We start from the raw sequence: 14,273 nt of genomic DNA on the forward strand, positions 1-14,273 counted from the left end.
GTAAGTGGGACGTGTAAGTGGGACGTTGTTTTCCATAAAGTAACGTATGATGTTGAAAGTGCAGTAAGTGAAGCCCAAAAGCGAGGCAGAAATGACTGGGTTCATTTTCTATCCACAGGCAGGTGCTTATAACAAATTGCTTAAGAGTGACGGCTAACCTTTGGCATTTTTGGTTCAGTTGAGTTTAGTGATTAAGGTGGTTTTGCTCGGGTCTAGTGGTTTAGCCGCACCTTAGCAAGGCGTTATACGAAATGGAAATTATGAAATCATATATATTTAAAACAAATAGTGGCAGTGTAGGCTACTTCCAACGTAATGGAGATGACTGCAAACTCTATGTTTCATCTGAGTATTTCCCAATTTGTGAGTTCAAAAATTGGTCGAAGTGGGAGCAATATATAGAATCCGGGCGTGATGGGGCTCCCGAATCTTCACATGAGCACCCTATTAGTAAAGCTGTTAGCTACTTTTTGTGGGAACACTGTGAAAGTGTCTCCCCAAATATCATTGAGTTTCATGAAAGTGCCTATCGACCTGGAACGTATTTTCCTAGGATCAATCGTGACACTTCCAATTTGTATCTACACCAAATTTCGTCGAGTTCATTTATGGATGAGCTGCGAGCTTTTTACAATATCATCGACACAATGGAAGATATTTTCAAAGTAGTAGAACCAGTGAAAGAGAACATTACTACTTATGGGCATCGAATCCGTGAAGTGCTTACTGTAGCATGTACAGAGGTCGAGTATTTGTTTTTACAAGCATTGAAGACAAATGGCTATGAAGAAAAGCGGCAGTATAGAACGAGTGACTTCGTATCTCTTTTAAGTGTTTACAAACTATCAGATTATGAAGTTGAACTTAAAATGCATCCTAAATTAGGGCGTATTAAGCCTTTCGCATCATGGGATGAAAAAAAGCCAACTCAAAGTCTATTTTGGTACTCAGCCTATAATGCGTCTAAGCATGATCGTGGAGGTAGCTTTGACCAAGCATCTATTGAAGCAATGGTAAATGCAATTGCTGCAATTCACATCTTATTGGAAGCGCAATATGGTTCTAAGATCTTTGACAAGCCTTTATATTCCCAATACGAAAGCTGTTTTTACACACGAAAGTCACCAATATGGAACGTTGAAGATATGTTAGCTCCGCATATCGACGAGAAATTAAAGGTTGTTTGGGACTGCGAATCCGCCTATTTTGCGCGCTAATTTCGTATAACAAGCAATTTAAGAGTGATTCAGCACGCTTGGCATTTTTGGTTTGGGTTGAGTTCGGTGTTTACGGTGGTCAAATTGAGTGTCGTGGTTGCGTGCTTCACACCTTAATTGGGCGTTATGAAGCAGGAGGTCTCGTGGAAATAAGTGATGTGATAGGTGTAATTAGTAACGAACGCTCTATGTCAAGTTATAATTCGTTTTTAGCAAAATTGACTTCTAGCAATCAGTTTATTTTGTCAAAGAAAGAGAAACTTAAAATTCGTAATTTTTATGGCAAGGTTAAATCGCTACCTGTCTCTAAGCGAGTAAATATTACTATTTTGGGTGAACTTAAGACTTTGATTGATAGTATTGATTTTGAAGAGGCTAAGAAAAGAAAGCTTAAAAGAGCTATTCATAAGCGAGTACGTAAATCAGCTAAAAAGAAATCTTATCAAATTAAGAAGCCCACGATTGAAGACATTATAGAATCGAGGAAAAATTTACCTAGAATTGGGTTGGGACTCGAATCAGTAATTACTTTGCCTAAAGTCAAGTCAGAAGATGTTGTTATTGACTTGCATACGGAGCAAAAAAATACAAAAGATAAACATATTTTGTACGTAGCTGGGTGGTCATTGTCACAGCCTGAAGACGAAGAGCCTGCTTCATAACAAAGCCATCAATACGACCATCAACGCTCGGCATTCTAGGTCTGAATTGGCTGTGGTGTTTTCGGTGGCCTATCAACATTAGCGTAATACGTTGTGGCGTATTATGGCAAGCGTTAAATTTCTAGTGGATGATTCATGTATATTGAAAATAAAGTTAAGTTATACGAGAAAGATATCTGTAGTATTCTATCTAATTTGGCATTTCATGTTCATCCTGCAGTTGTCGAACTTATACAAGAAAGAAATTTAGCTGAATATGGATACTTTAAGTCCATATTCGAAGGGAAGATTGAGCTTGATAATTATCTGTTTGATGGTTCTTCCTGCGTCTTCCCTGGGGTAAAACGGTATATAAGTGGTAAAGGTAAAAAACGAGCATTCAATGAAAGCTATCAAGCAATAATTGATGATAATACTTTCCCTCGTCATTTATGGTGTTACCTGACCAATAATAAGGGATACAGTGGTCCAAACTGGAAAGAAACTGGTTTATCTGAATTTGAGTTAGCTCATATATTCACTCATAAAGATTCAGAGATAGAGTTGGAGAGGAAATTCTTCAGTACCTATAATGATAATTTAAACCCTTATGGTGACTTCTCATGTGCTTGTAATGTTGTTCTATTACCCAAAGGTACAGTGAGACCAACTGATAATTCAGAAGCAATTAAGTCTGCATTTTATATGCGTTATATTGAGTTATACGGAGAGACTCCGCTGAATGGGCGTAGTGGGTTCAAAGAAAATTTGGTGCCGGATTGGTACTCTTCACTAAAATGGAATGAACCGAAGTTACCTAGCGACTGGAAAGCAAGAACGACTCAGCTTCTTAACTATCGAACGAAGCGGATAACCCAGATCATGGAAAATAGAAATTTAACAAAGCAATCAAGGTGATACGTTACACTCGGCGGTTTTGGTTCGGAGTTCGGTGCGCTTTGTAGATTTAGTGGGCGTACACCTTATTGCAGGCGTTAAGCGCTTTAATTTAATTATGGAGATGTAATGGTAACTATTTTATTTGGAGCTGGTGCAAGTTTTGGGTCTGGTGGTTGCTCTCCGTATGCACCACCATTAGGGAATGATTTATTTTTCAAATTAAACGAACAAGGTGGAAATTTCTCAAAACTGAATGGTGAAATTAAAGCAAAATTTATTGATCATGGCTTCGAATCAGGTATGGCAAGTATCGAAGATGACAGTAGAAACATAACCCCGATGCAAAAAGAGATGGCTTGTTATCTATCTAAGTTTTCAATTAAAAACGATAATGCTTACGCTCGCCTATTTAATAAAATAAGGGCTGATCTATCAGAAATTACAATAGCTACTTTGAACTATGATTTACTAATTGAACAAGCAATATCAATTAATGGTTATAACGTAGATTATAATGCTGATGGAAAAGGTGTTTCTCTGCTAAAGCCACATGGTTCATCTAATTTTCTACCACAATTACCTACTGGGTGGAATATATCAGGTAATGTAATTAAAGGTGGTGGCGTGTATTTTGAAGGTTTAGAAACAAAAGCTGCTGGTAGTCATGAAGAAATCAAAAAGTGGTGTGCAAACCCTAGGAATAGTGACTTGAGCCCTGTGTTAGCTCTCTATCAAAAAGGTAAACGGATAGTCATTAACAATGAGCTGATTAATAATATACAAAGGAAATATGTTGAAGCTGTAAGTCAATCAAACCTGATTTTTGTAGTTGGTGTTAAATACGTTGAGCATGACAATCATATTTGGGATTCATTATCTTCTAGTAATGCAAAAATTGTGATTGTTGATCCTTACCCAGATGATACTGTGCGTTGGGCTGATACTCATTCATTACAAAATGTTGAAGTAATGAAGAGCGGTTTCGAAAGTGTTGTATTACCGATGGCTAGGATGATAAAAAAACACATTAGAAATCTTTAATATCAAGCGCTTAACAAAGGCATTAAGGTGACGCTTAACACTCGGCGGTTTTGGTTTGAAGTGTATTTGGTTTAGTAAGTTCAGCGTTGGCGCACCTTATGCCAAGGCGTTAAATGTCTAGTTTTAAAACAGGTGAAAAATTGAAATTTCTTGTTGCTGCAGTAACTGCATTCCTTATCGGAATTGGAGGACTATGGGCTCTTTGGTTAGAGAGCAAAACGCCAAATGTACTCTCATTTCTTACAACTATCTTTACTGGTTTTGCCGCTATAGGCACTGCATATGCAGCTTATGCTGCATCTGAGTCTGCGAAAATCTCAGAAAAGGCTTCTAATATTTGGAAGCAACAAATGTCTATAGACATTGAACTTGCAGAGGCTAAAGAGTTAAAGGTATGTCTTAATGATTGGCATAGAAGATTTACTGCTGAAGCATACAAGAAAAACCAAACCCTTAATGAGTTACTTCAGGGGGTCTTAGAAAGCCCCCATGCTATTAAACAAGTTCAGATTGATCATTTTCAAAAGTATATTGATGACTTAAATCTTTCTTGGAGCAATCTAGAGTCCGCATTTGATCGTGCGAATTTTGTTGGACATAGTTTTGAGCAAAGGCTTCGTCTGAGGCGTCTGCATATAGCGCATAGAAGAGCATTGAATAAATATGTGGAGTACCTAATGTTTAATAATAGGATGAACCTGCATCACGAAGGGTTAATCGAATTATTGACAACGATTTATCATATTAATGATTGGGCTCAACAGGATGTGAATGGACAACCATTATATCGAGTAGAAATTGAATTGATCGACGATAATGGAACACTTTCTCTTTGCAAAAAAGATGATGGTACTAGCGTCTATGATAGTTTGCATAATAGCGTAGAAGGTTGGGTATTAAACACTAATGTTTACGTTGATCATAAAATTGAAGAAATCAGAAGTCGTGTTATAGACATTTAACAAAGCCATCAATACGACCACCAACGCTCGGCATTCTAGGTCTAAATTGGCTGTGGTGTTTTCTGTGGTCTATCAACATTATCGTAATACGTTGTGGCGTATTATGGCGAGCGTTACCCGACTTGGTTGAGTTCTTTTTGTGTACTTAACTCCGCTGTCGCTGTGAATTGGTCAATTCCAGATAAATCCGTATGCAGTTAGAATCGTTCGTCGTTCATAGCGGCTTCTTATTTTTAAACTTCTCAACGACTGGCGTGAATGTTCGCTGGTCACCGCGCTAACTTCTGTATTTGGTTTTTACCATGGTTCGGCCGTGGCGGTTGATGCTCCGTGTGTTCGCCAGTTCTTAAATTTCTCGGCTATTGCCTCACCATTTTCGAGGATAGCCGCTTTCAATATTGTGGTTGGTGCGTTGGCAGGGAAGTGGTTACATTTTGGTGGTTGCCGTAAGCCGTAAAATTGTGCGTGATGTTCGCGGCTTTAGTTTGGGCTGCGTTGTTATCAATTTTATCGTAAATATAAARTGCGGCTTCACTAGGTAAACCATAGTGCTAACGTCATCGTTGCCGCTATTTTGTGGGTAAACACGCAGTAATTTCCGTGGTTATAGTTTTGAATTTGTCTGCCTTGAATTAGGTGTTTGTCGCGCTAATCAGCGCAGTTTTTAATTGCACTTCATCATGGCAGGCAAGCTGCTTTGGCCAAGTCAAACGGCCGGGTAACAAGGCCATTAATACGACCACCAACGCTCGGCATTCTAGGTATGAATTGGTTTTAGTGTTTTCGGTGGTCTATCAACATTATCGTAATGCGTTGTGGCGTATTATGGCGAGCGTTACTAGACTAGGTTGAGTTCTTTTTGTGTACTTAACTCCGCAGTCGCTGTGAGTTGGTCAATTCCAGATAAATTCGTATGCAGTTAGAATCGTTCGTCGTTCATAGCGGCTTCTTATTTTTAAACGTCTCAACTGTTTGCGTGAATGTTCACTGGTCACCGCGCCAACTTCTGTATTGGGTTTTAACCATGGTTCGGCCGTGGCGGTTGATACTCCGTGTTCTCACCAGTTCTTAAATTTCTCAGCTATTGCCGCACCATTATCGAGGATAGCCGCTTTCAATAATGTGGTCGGTGCGTTGGCATACCTGTGGTTACATTTTGGTGGTAGCCGAAACAAATAGAATCGCGGGTGTTGTTCGCGGCTTGAATCTGGGCTGCCTTTTAATCAATATTACACGCGCTTCTGGTGCATTTTTTCTAGGTAAACCATAGTGCTAACATCATCGTAGCCGCTGTTTTGTGGGTAAACGCGCAGTAATTTTCGTGGTTATAGTTTTGAATTTGTCTGCTTTGAGTGGGGTGTTTGTCGCGCTTAATCAGCGTACTTTTTCATTTCACTTCATCATGGCAGGCAAGCTGCTTAAGCTAAGTCGATAGGCCTAGTAACAAAGGCATTAAGGTGACGCCTGACACTCGGCGGTTTTGGTTTGAAGTGTATTTGGTTTTGTAAGTTCAGCGTTGGCGCACCTTATGCCAGCGTTACTAGACTAGGTTGAGTTCTTTTTGTGTACTTAACTTAGCAGTCGCTGTGCGTTGGTCAATTCCAGATAAATCCGTATGCAGTTAGAATCGTTCTTTGTTCATAGCGGTTTCTTGTTTTTAAACGTCTCAACGGCTTGCGTGAATGTTCGCTGGTAACCGCGCCAACTTCTTTATTGGGTTTTAACCATGGTTCGGCCGTGGCGGTTGATACTCCGTGTACTTACCAGTTCTTAAATTTCTTAGCTATTGCCGCGCCATCATCGAGGATAGCCGCTTTCAATGTTGTGGTCGGTGCGTTGGTAGGGAAGTGGTTACATTTTGGTGGATGCCGTAAACAATTAAATTGTAGGTGTTGTTCGCGGCTTTAGTTTGGGCTGCCTTTTTATCAATGTTGGCGAGCGTTTCTAATTCATCTTTTCTAGGTAAACCATAGTGCTAACTTCATCGTAGCCGCTATTTTGTGGGTAAACGCGCAGTGATTTTTGTGGTTATAGTTTTGAATTTGTTTACCTTGAGTTAGGTGTTTGTCGCGCTGAATCAGCGCAGTTTTTAGTTTCACTTCATCATGGCAGGCAAGCTGCTTAAGCTAAGCCGATAGGCCTAGTAACAAAGGCATTAAGGTGACGCCTGACACTCGGCGGTTTTGGTTTGAAGTGTATTTGGTTTTGTAAGTATTGCGTTGGCGCACCTTATGCCAGCGTTAGGTGCCTTTCTTGTAATCAGTGAGGTTTCTAGTACATGAATAATAAAGACCATTTCGTTCCCCGCTTTTACTTGAAAAACTGGTGCATCGATGGTTTTCTTCAGTGTAGCCGTATAGATAGAAATCCCGATGACCTTATTTGGAAGCCTTTTGCAACAAAAGGTGTTGGCTATAAGCGAGGTTTATATCAAGAGCAGGAGGGTATTTTTTACAAGCCTCTTGATACGGCATGCTCTAGATTTGTCGCAGAGCTACTTAATGATCGTAAGTTTGAGGGTATAAGCCAACATAATATCGGTGAAGAAAACCACGAATTATGGGCAAAGTTTGTTTTGGCTCAGATTGTACGAATTCCTGAGAAAATTGATCGTAGCACCAAACAATATAAACATGTTTCAGATGAACTAGTTCGTGAAGCAATAGTTAAAGCGTCAGTTAATGAAAATGCTGTTAGCGACTTACGAAAGATGGTCTGGGTAGTTGGTGAGTTAAAGTCAAAATATGAGTTAATCACAGGAGATAATCCTGTGATTTTTAGCCCTAATAACCTTCTTAACCCTGAGTGTTTCGTTCTTTTTCCATTGAGCCCCAAGCACTTCTTCCTAGCTACTTACCCAGATAACATTAAGAAATTCCCATCTGATGCAGATGAAATGGTTAAATGCATAAACCGAATGATCTATAGCAACTCACATAGCCGAGTATTTGCACGCGATCCTTCGTTAATCGTGGGTGTTATTGAACGCACCTAACAAAGGCATCAAGGTGACGCGTTACACTCGGCGGTTTTGGTTTGGAGTTCAGTGGGCTTGGTTAGTTGGTCGTGGCGCACCTTATGCCAAGCGTTACCCGACTTGGTTGAGTTCTTTTTGTGTACTTAACCCCGCTGTCGCTGTGAGCTGGTCAATTCCAGATAAATTCGTATGCAGTAAGAATTGTTCGTGTTCATAGCGGCTTCTTATTTTTAAACGTCTCAACGACTTGCGTGAATGTTCGCTGATAACCGCGCCAACTTCTGTATTGGTTTTAACCATGGTTCGGCTGTGGCGGTTGTGACTAGGTGTTTAAAATGTTCTTAAACTTCTCAGCTATTGTCGTGCCATCATCGAGGAATGCCGCTTTCAATAATGTGGTCGGTGCGCTGGCAGGGAAGTGGTTACATTTTGGTGGTTGCCGAAAGAAATAGAATTGTGGGCGTGGTTCGCGGCTTTAGTTGGGCTGCCTTTTAATCAATATTGGCGAGCGTTTCTGGTTCATCTTTACTAGTTAAACCATAGTGCTAACTTCATCGTAGCCGCTATTTTGTGGGTAAACGCGCAGTAATTATCGTGGTTATAGTTTTGAATTTGTCTGCTTTGAGTTGAGTGTTTGTCGCGCTTAATCCGTGCGGTCTTTAACTTCACTTCATCATGGCAGGCAAGCTGCTTAACCCAAGTCAAACGGTCGGGTAACAATGGCATTAATGTGACGCCTGACACTCGGCGGTTTTGGTTTGAAGTGTATTTGGTTTTGTAAGTAATGCGTTGGCGCACCTTATGCCAAGGCGTTAAATTTTATAGTGTTACCATTAATTAAGAGGTAATAATGAGCATATTGGAAGAAGCAAGAGAATCTTTCGAACGGATGCAAAGTTTTGATGCGCAAACACTTGCAAGATCTAGTGAGTTAGGCCAGCACTTTGATTTTTTGAAAGCTGTTGAGCCTGCAGCTAAAGTAATTCGGTTATATCGGCAGTTGTCGTTATCAGCTTTGGATGATTTCCCTGATTCAATGCTTAGTCAATTAAAAAGTCAATCTGATGCTGATTATAGCCGCTTTGAACAAGCGTTAGATTTTCAACCAAACAATATCGATAATCCTAGTGGTAATAGGGATTCGATCATTTCTCAGATTGAATCTGCTTATGATGGTGCTTTTAATCGTTTATATCCTTTTATTTCCTATGGTGTAAGTAAGTCTGTAGATTTCCAGCGAATGGAAAATGATGCGCGAGCAATGCTACAGTCGGTAAAAGATAACGCAGGTAAAATAACAGAAGATTTAGCTCTTCATCAGGAGCAAGCTCAGGATGTGCTGGCAGATGTTCGCAAAGTTGCTGCTGAGCAGGGGGTATCTCAACAGGCAATATACTTTAAAGATGAAGCTGAAGCTCATGAAAAATCAGCAGAATATTGGAAGACAAAAACAATTCATGCAGCTATAGCTTTGGGAATATACGCTTTTTGCACGCTATTTATTCATAAAATTGCTTGGTTTAAGCCCGAAGACAGCTTGCAAGCTGTACAGTTAATTACTAGTAAAGTCTTAATATTCGGTGTTATTGCGTATTTGTTGTTTCTAGCTGCAAAAAATTTCCTGTCACATAAACATAATGCGATTGTGAATAAGCACAGACAGAATGCTCTTATGACTTATAAGGCACTTACTGATGCTGCTGCATCAGAAGAAACGAAAGACATTGTGTTGAATCATGCGGCTTCCTGTATATTCTCACCTCAAGATACAGGCTATATCAAAAATGAAAGTAGTTCATCGCAGCAATCAGCAGGCCGTTCGATTATTGAGTTACTACCCAAAACATCGATGAAACTCGATGGATAAAATTTAACAAAGCAATCAAGGTGATGCGTTACATTCGGCGGTTTTGGTATAGTGTTCGGTGTGTTTTGCAGGTTCTGTGGGGCACACCTTATTGCAAGCGTTACCCGACTTGGTTGAGTTCTTTTTACTTACTTTACTCCGCTGTCGCTGTGAATTGGGCAATTCCAGATAAATTCGTATGCGGTTAGAATTATACGTCGTTCATAGCGGCTTCTTATTTTTAAACGTCTCAACGACTTGCGTGAATGTTCGTTGGTAACCGCGCCAACTTCTGTATTGGGCTTTTACCATGGTTCGGCCGTGGCGGTTGATGCTCTGCGTACTCTCAGTTCTTAAATTTCTCAGCTATTGCCGCACCATCACCGAGGAATGCCGCTTTCAATATTGTGGTCGGTGCGTGGGCAGGGAAGTGGTTACATTTTGGTGGTTGCCGTAAGCAGTTAGATTGTGGGCGATGTTCGCGGCTTTAGTTTTGCTGCCTTTTTATCCGTATTCGCGCACGTTTCTGGTGCATCTTTTCTAGGTAAACCATAGTGCTAACTTCATCGCAGCCGCTATTTTGTGGGTAAACGCGCAGTAGTTTACGTGGTTATAGTGTTGAATTTGACTGCCTCTAGTTGGGTGCTTGTCACGCTTAACTTGAGCAGTTTTTAATTGCATTTCATCATGGCAGACAAGCTGCTTTAGCCAAGTCGAACGGCCGGGTAACAATGGCATTAAGGTGACGCTTAACACTCGGCGGTTTTGGTTTGAAGTGTATTTGGTTTTGTAAGTAATGCGTTGGCGCACCTTATGCCAGCGTTACCCGACTTGGTTCAGTTCTTTTTGTGTACTTAACTCCGCTGTTGCTGTGAGTTGGTCAATTCCATATAAATCTGTATGCAGTAAGAATCGCTCCTCGTTTGTAGCGGCTTCTTGTTTTTAAACGTCTCAACGACTTGCGTGAATGTTCACTGGTCACCGCGCCAACTTCTGTATTGGGTTTTAACCATGGTTCGGCCGTGGCGGTTGATACTCCGTGTTCTCACCAGTTCTTAAATTTCTCAGCCATTACCGCACCAGTTTCGAGGATAGCCGCTTTCAATATTGTGGTCGGTGCGTTGGCAGGGAAGTGGTTACATTTTGGTGGTTGCCGTAAACAGTCTAATTGTGGGCGATGTTCGCGGCTTTAGTTTGGCTGCCTTTTTATCCGTATTCGCGCACGATTCTGGTTCGTTTTTTCTAGATAAACCATAGTGCTAGCTTCATCGTAGCCGCTATTTTGTGGGTAAACGCGCAGTAATTTTCGTGGTTATAGTTTTGAATTTGTCAGCCTTGAGTTAGCTGTTTGCCGCGCTTAATCAGCGCATTTTTTAACTGCATTTCATCATGGCAGGCAAGCTGCTTAACCCAAGTAAAACGGCCGGGTAACAAGGCCATTAATACGACCACCAACGCTCGGCATTCTAGGTCTGAATTGGCTATGGTGTTTTCGGTGGTCTATCAACATGCTCGTAATACGTTGTGGCGTATTATGGCAAGCGTTACCCGACTAGGTTCAGTTCTTTTTGTGTACCTAACTCCGCTGTCGTTGTGAGTTGGTCAATTCCAGACAAATTCGTATGCAGTAAGAATCGTTCGTCGTTTGTAGCGGCTTCTTATTTTTAAATTCCTCAATGACTTGTGTGAATGTTCGCTGGTCACCGCGCCAACTTCTGTATTTGGTTTTTACCATGGTTCGGCCGTGGCGGTTATTATTCCGCGTACTCACTGGTTCTTAAATTTCTCAGCTATTGCCGCACCAGTTTTGAGGATAGCCGCTTTCAATATTGTGGTCGGTGCGCTGGTAGGGAAGTGGTTACATTTTGGTGGTTGCCGTAGCAATCAAATTGCGGGCGATGTTCGCGGCTTGAATTTGGCTGCCTTTTTATCCGTATTCGTGCACGTTTCTGGCTCATCTTTTCTAGGTAAACCATAGTGCTAACTTCATCGCTGCCGCTATTTTGTGGGTAAACGCGCAGTAATTTTCGTGGTTATAGTTTTGAATTTATCTGCCTTGAGTTGGGTGTTTGTCGCGCTGAATCAGCGCAGTTTTCAATTGCATTTCATCATGGCAGGCAAGCTGCTTTAGCCAAGTCGAACGGCCGGGTAACAATGGCATTAAGGTGACGCTTAACACTCGGCAGTTTTGGTTTGAAGTGTATTTGGTTTTGTAAGTTCAGCGTTGGCGCACCTTATGCCAGCGTTACCCGACGTGGTTGAGTTCTTTTTGCTTACTTTACTCCGCTGTCGCTGCGAGTTGGTCAATTCCAGACAAATCCGTATGCAGCTAGAATCGTTCGTCGTTTGTAGCGGCTTCTTGTTTTTAAACGTCTCAACGACTTGCGTGAACGTTCGCTGATAACCGCGCAAACTTATCTATTTGGTTTTAACAATGGTTCGGCCGTGGCGGTTGATACTCCGCGTACTCACTTGTTCTTAAATTTCTCAGCTATTGCCGCACCATCATCGAGGATAGCCGCTTTCAATATTTTGGTCGGTGCGTTGGCAGGGAAGTGGTTACATTTTGGTGGTTGCCGAAAACAGTCTAATTGTGGGCGATGTTCGCGGCTTTGGTTTGGGCTGCGTTGTTATCAATATTGGTGAACGTTTCTGGTTCATCTTTTCTAGGTAAACCATAGTGCTAACTTCATCGTAGCCGCTATTTTGTGGGTAAACGCGCAGTAATTTCTGTGGTTATAGTTTTGAATTTGACTGCTTTGAGTTGAGTGTTTGTCGCGCTTAATCCGTGCGGTCTTTAACTGCACTTCATCATGGCAGGCAAGCTGCTTCACCCAAGTCGAACGGCCGGGTAACAAAGCCATTAATACGACCACCAACGCTCGGCATTCTAGGTCTGAATTGGCTGTGGTGTTTTCGGTGGTCTATCAACATGTTCGTAATACGTTGTGGCGTATTATGGCGAGCGTTACTAGACTAGGTTGAGTTCTTTTTGTGTACTTTACTCCGCAGTCGCTATGAGTTGGTCAATTTCAGTGAAATCCGTATGCAGTAAGATTCGTTCGTTGTTCATAGCGGCTTCTTATTTTTAAACGTCTCAACGACTTGCGTGAATGTTCGCTGGTAACCGCGCCAACATCTGTAGTTGGTATTAGCCATGGTTCGGCCGTGGCGGTTGATGCTCTGCGTACTCCCAGTTCTTAAACTTCTCAGCTATTGCCGCACCATCATCGAGGAAAGCCGCTTTCAATATTGTGGTCGGTGCGTTGGCAGGGAAGTGGTTACATTTTGGTGGTTGCCGAAAACAGTAAAATTGTGGACGATGTTCGCGGCTTTAGCTTGGGCTGCCTTTTAATCAATATTGGCGAGCGTTTCTGGCTCATCTTTTCTAGGTAAACCATAGTGCTAACATCATCGTAGCCGCTATTTTGTGGGTAAACGCGCAGTAATTTTCGTGGTTATAGTTTTGAATTTATCTGCCTTGAGTGGGGTGTTTGTCGCGCTTAATCAGCGCACTTTTTAATTGCACTTCATCATGGCAGGCAAGCTGCTTAAGCCAAGTCAAAAGGCCGAGTAACAAAGGCATTAAGGTGACGCCTGACACTCGGCGGTTTTGGTTTGAAGTGTATTTGGTTTTGTAAGTTCAGCGTTGGCGCACCTTATGCCAAGGCGTTATAACTCATTCTTGAATCTTGCTCATACCTTTAGCTTGGACTACAATTAGTACAAAATTAAGTACAACTAAAGGTGCAATATGAGTCGTATCCGTTTCGATCAAGACATACAACCGTTATCTGAGTTCCGTGCAGGTGTTGCTTCTTACATTCGCCAGATCAACGAAACTCGTCGTCCGTTAGTTATAACTCAAAGAGGCAAAGGTGTAGCTGTCGTGCTTGATGTTGCTGAATATGAGGCAATGCAGGAAAAAATTGAGTTACTAGAAGAAATTCAAAAAGCTGAAGCTCAACTTGCAAGTGGTTTAGGTGTATCGAATGTAGATGCTCGCGCTCAAGTATTGGGACGCATCAAGAAATGAATGTTGTATGGTCACCACTAGCCCTTGAAAAGTTAAGTCAAATCGCAGAGTTCATTTCATTAGATAATCCACCGGCGGCTGAAAAATGGGTAAACGATGTTTTCGATAAAGCTGAAGCTATTGGTTCTCAACCTGAAATGGGGCGTATAGTTCCTGAGCTTTCCCATGGTCATTATCGTGAGATAATTTTTGGTTACTATCGGATTATCTACAAAGTCACATTGGACGTACAAATCTTAACTGTACGTAATTGTCGCCAACTTTTAACACCTGATGATATTTGAGTTATAACAAAACAATCAAGGTGATGCATTACACTCGGCAGTTTTGGTTTGGAGTTCAGTGCGCTTGGCTAGTTCCGTGTTGGCACACCTTATTGTAGGCGTTACCCGACTTGGTTCAGTTCTTTTTGTGTACCTAACTCCGTAGTCGCTGCGAGTTGGTCAATTCCAGTGAAATCCGTATGCAGTAAGATTCGTTCGTCGTTTGTAGCGGATTCTTATTTTTAAACGTCTTAACTACTTGCGTGAATGTTCGCTGGTAACCGCGCCAACTTCTGTATTTGCTTTTAACCATGGTTCGGCTGTGGCGGTTGTGACTAGGTGTTTAAAATGTTCTTAAACTTCTCAGCTATTGACGCGCCATCATCGAGG

18 protein-coding genes are annotated in these 14,273 nt (G+C 41.5%); 15 read left to right on the forward strand and 3 right to left on the reverse strand.

Annotation, left to right across the window (positions count from 1 at the left end; translation table 11 throughout):
- Window positions 1–251: 251 nt before the first annotated feature.
- The 9 genes from L4C35_RS00005 (at window position 252) to L4C35_RS00045 (ending at window position 7,756) form a co-directional block, all read left to right on the forward strand.
- On the forward strand, window positions 252–1,217 hold the full coding sequence (locus tag L4C35_RS00005; protein ID WP_428460956.1) for a hypothetical protein: 966 nt from the start codon (window positions 252–254) through the stop codon (window positions 1,215–1,217).
- Between the two features lie 38 nt (window positions 1,218–1,255).
- Window positions 1,256–1,879 carry a hypothetical protein gene (locus tag L4C35_RS00010; RefSeq protein ID WP_428460957.1) on the forward strand — a complete coding sequence of 208 codons (624 nt, stop codon included), beginning with the start codon at window positions 1,256–1,258 and terminating at the stop codon, window positions 1,877–1,879.
- A gap of 135 nt (window positions 1,880–2,014) precedes the next feature.
- Window positions 2,015–2,776: a hypothetical protein gene (locus L4C35_RS00015; RefSeq protein WP_428460958.1), complete on the forward strand. Its 762-nt coding sequence runs from the start codon at window positions 2,015–2,017 to the stop codon at window positions 2,774–2,776.
- A 108-nt stretch (window positions 2,777–2,884) separates the two neighbouring features.
- The gene (locus L4C35_RS00020) at window positions 2,885–3,799 is read left to right on the forward strand and encodes a hypothetical protein (protein WP_428460959.1); all 915 of its coding nucleotides are present in this window, start codon (window positions 2,885–2,887) and stop codon (window positions 3,797–3,799) included.
- 113 nt (window positions 3,800–3,912) lie between these two features.
- Complete coding sequence (locus tag L4C35_RS00025; protein ID WP_428460960.1) at window positions 3,913–4,761, forward strand: hypothetical protein; 849 nt, start codon at window positions 3,913–3,915, stop codon at window positions 4,759–4,761.
- A gap of 313 nt (window positions 4,762–5,074) precedes the next feature.
- Window positions 5,075–5,218, forward strand: coding sequence for a hypothetical protein (locus L4C35_RS00030; RefSeq protein ID WP_428460961.1), 144 nt, complete (start codon window positions 5,075–5,077; stop codon window positions 5,216–5,218).
- A 515-nt stretch (window positions 5,219–5,733) separates the two neighbouring features.
- The gene (locus tag L4C35_RS00035) at window positions 5,734–5,940 is read left to right on the forward strand and encodes a hypothetical protein (protein ID WP_428460962.1); all 207 of its coding nucleotides are present in this window, start codon (window positions 5,734–5,736) and stop codon (window positions 5,938–5,940) included.
- Window positions 5,941–6,435: 495 nt separating this feature from the next.
- On the forward strand, window positions 6,436–6,669 hold the full coding sequence (locus tag L4C35_RS00040) for a hypothetical protein (RefSeq protein ID WP_428460963.1): 234 nt from the start codon (window positions 6,436–6,438) through the stop codon (window positions 6,667–6,669).
- A 370-nt stretch (window positions 6,670–7,039) separates the two neighbouring features.
- Entirely contained in the window at window positions 7,040–7,756 is a 717-nt protein-coding gene (locus L4C35_RS00045; protein ID WP_428460964.1) for a DUF4238 domain-containing protein, read from the forward strand.
- 510 nt (window positions 7,757–8,266) lie between these two features.
- Here L4C35_RS00045 and L4C35_RS00050 read toward each other — a convergent pair.
- On the reverse strand, window positions 8,267–8,464 hold the full coding sequence (locus tag L4C35_RS00050; protein WP_428460965.1) for a hypothetical protein: 198 nt from the start codon (window positions 8,462–8,464) through the stop codon (window positions 8,267–8,269).
- 124 nt (window positions 8,465–8,588) lie between these two features.
- Between L4C35_RS00050 and L4C35_RS00055 the strand changes: the two genes are divergently transcribed.
- Complete coding sequence (locus L4C35_RS00055; RefSeq protein ID WP_428460966.1) at window positions 8,589–9,605, forward strand: DUF6161 domain-containing protein; 1,017 nt, start codon at window positions 8,589–8,591, stop codon at window positions 9,603–9,605.
- Window positions 9,606–10,124: 519 nt separating this feature from the next.
- Here L4C35_RS00055 and L4C35_RS00060 read toward each other — a convergent pair.
- On the reverse strand, window positions 10,125–10,322 hold the full coding sequence (locus tag L4C35_RS00060) for a hypothetical protein (protein ID WP_428460967.1): 198 nt from the start codon (window positions 10,320–10,322) through the stop codon (window positions 10,125–10,127).
- A 221-nt stretch (window positions 10,323–10,543) separates the two neighbouring features.
- On the opposite strand from L4C35_RS00060, the gene L4C35_RS00065 reads away from it, so the two are divergent.
- From L4C35_RS00065 to L4C35_RS00075, 3 genes are all read left to right on the forward strand, one after another.
- Window positions 10,544–10,777: a hypothetical protein gene (locus tag L4C35_RS00065; protein ID WP_428460968.1), complete on the forward strand. Its 234-nt coding sequence runs from the start codon at window positions 10,544–10,546 to the stop codon at window positions 10,775–10,777.
- A gap of 488 nt (window positions 10,778–11,265) precedes the next feature.
- Window positions 11,266–11,562 carry a hypothetical protein gene (locus L4C35_RS00070; protein ID WP_428460969.1) on the forward strand — a complete coding sequence of 99 codons (297 nt, stop codon included), beginning with the start codon at window positions 11,266–11,268 and terminating at the stop codon, window positions 11,560–11,562.
- Window positions 11,563–11,966: 404 nt separating this feature from the next.
- Window positions 11,967–12,230 carry a hypothetical protein gene (locus tag L4C35_RS00075; RefSeq protein WP_428460970.1) on the forward strand — a complete coding sequence of 88 codons (264 nt, stop codon included), beginning with the start codon at window positions 11,967–11,969 and terminating at the stop codon, window positions 12,228–12,230.
- A gap of 20 nt (window positions 12,231–12,250) precedes the next feature.
- Here L4C35_RS00075 and L4C35_RS00080 read toward each other — a convergent pair whose 3' ends face one another.
- The gene (locus L4C35_RS00080; protein WP_428460971.1) at window positions 12,251–12,448 is read right to left on the reverse strand and encodes a hypothetical protein; all 198 of its coding nucleotides are present in this window, start codon (window positions 12,446–12,448) and stop codon (window positions 12,251–12,253) included.
- A gap of 890 nt (window positions 12,449–13,338) precedes the next feature.
- Between L4C35_RS00080 and L4C35_RS00085 the strand changes: the two genes are divergently transcribed.
- Together L4C35_RS00085 and L4C35_RS00090 are read left to right on the forward strand one after the other, a co-directional pair.
- Window positions 13,339–13,620: a type II toxin-antitoxin system Phd/YefM family antitoxin gene (locus L4C35_RS00085; protein WP_128786642.1), complete on the forward strand. Its 282-nt coding sequence runs from the start codon at window positions 13,339–13,341 to the stop codon at window positions 13,618–13,620.
- Window positions 13,617–13,904, forward strand: a complete 288-nt coding sequence (locus tag L4C35_RS00090; RefSeq protein ID WP_128786643.1) for a type II toxin-antitoxin system RelE/ParE family toxin — start codon at window positions 13,617–13,619, stop codon at window positions 13,902–13,904. The genes L4C35_RS00085 and L4C35_RS00090 overlap by 4 nt, the downstream gene beginning before the upstream one ends.
- Window positions 13,905–14,273: the final 369 nt, after the last annotated feature.

Origin of the sequence: Photobacterium kagoshimensis, from assembly GCF_050337045.1 — a bacterium.
Lineage (GTDB): Bacteria > Pseudomonadota > Gammaproteobacteria > Enterobacterales > Vibrionaceae > Photobacterium > Photobacterium kagoshimensis.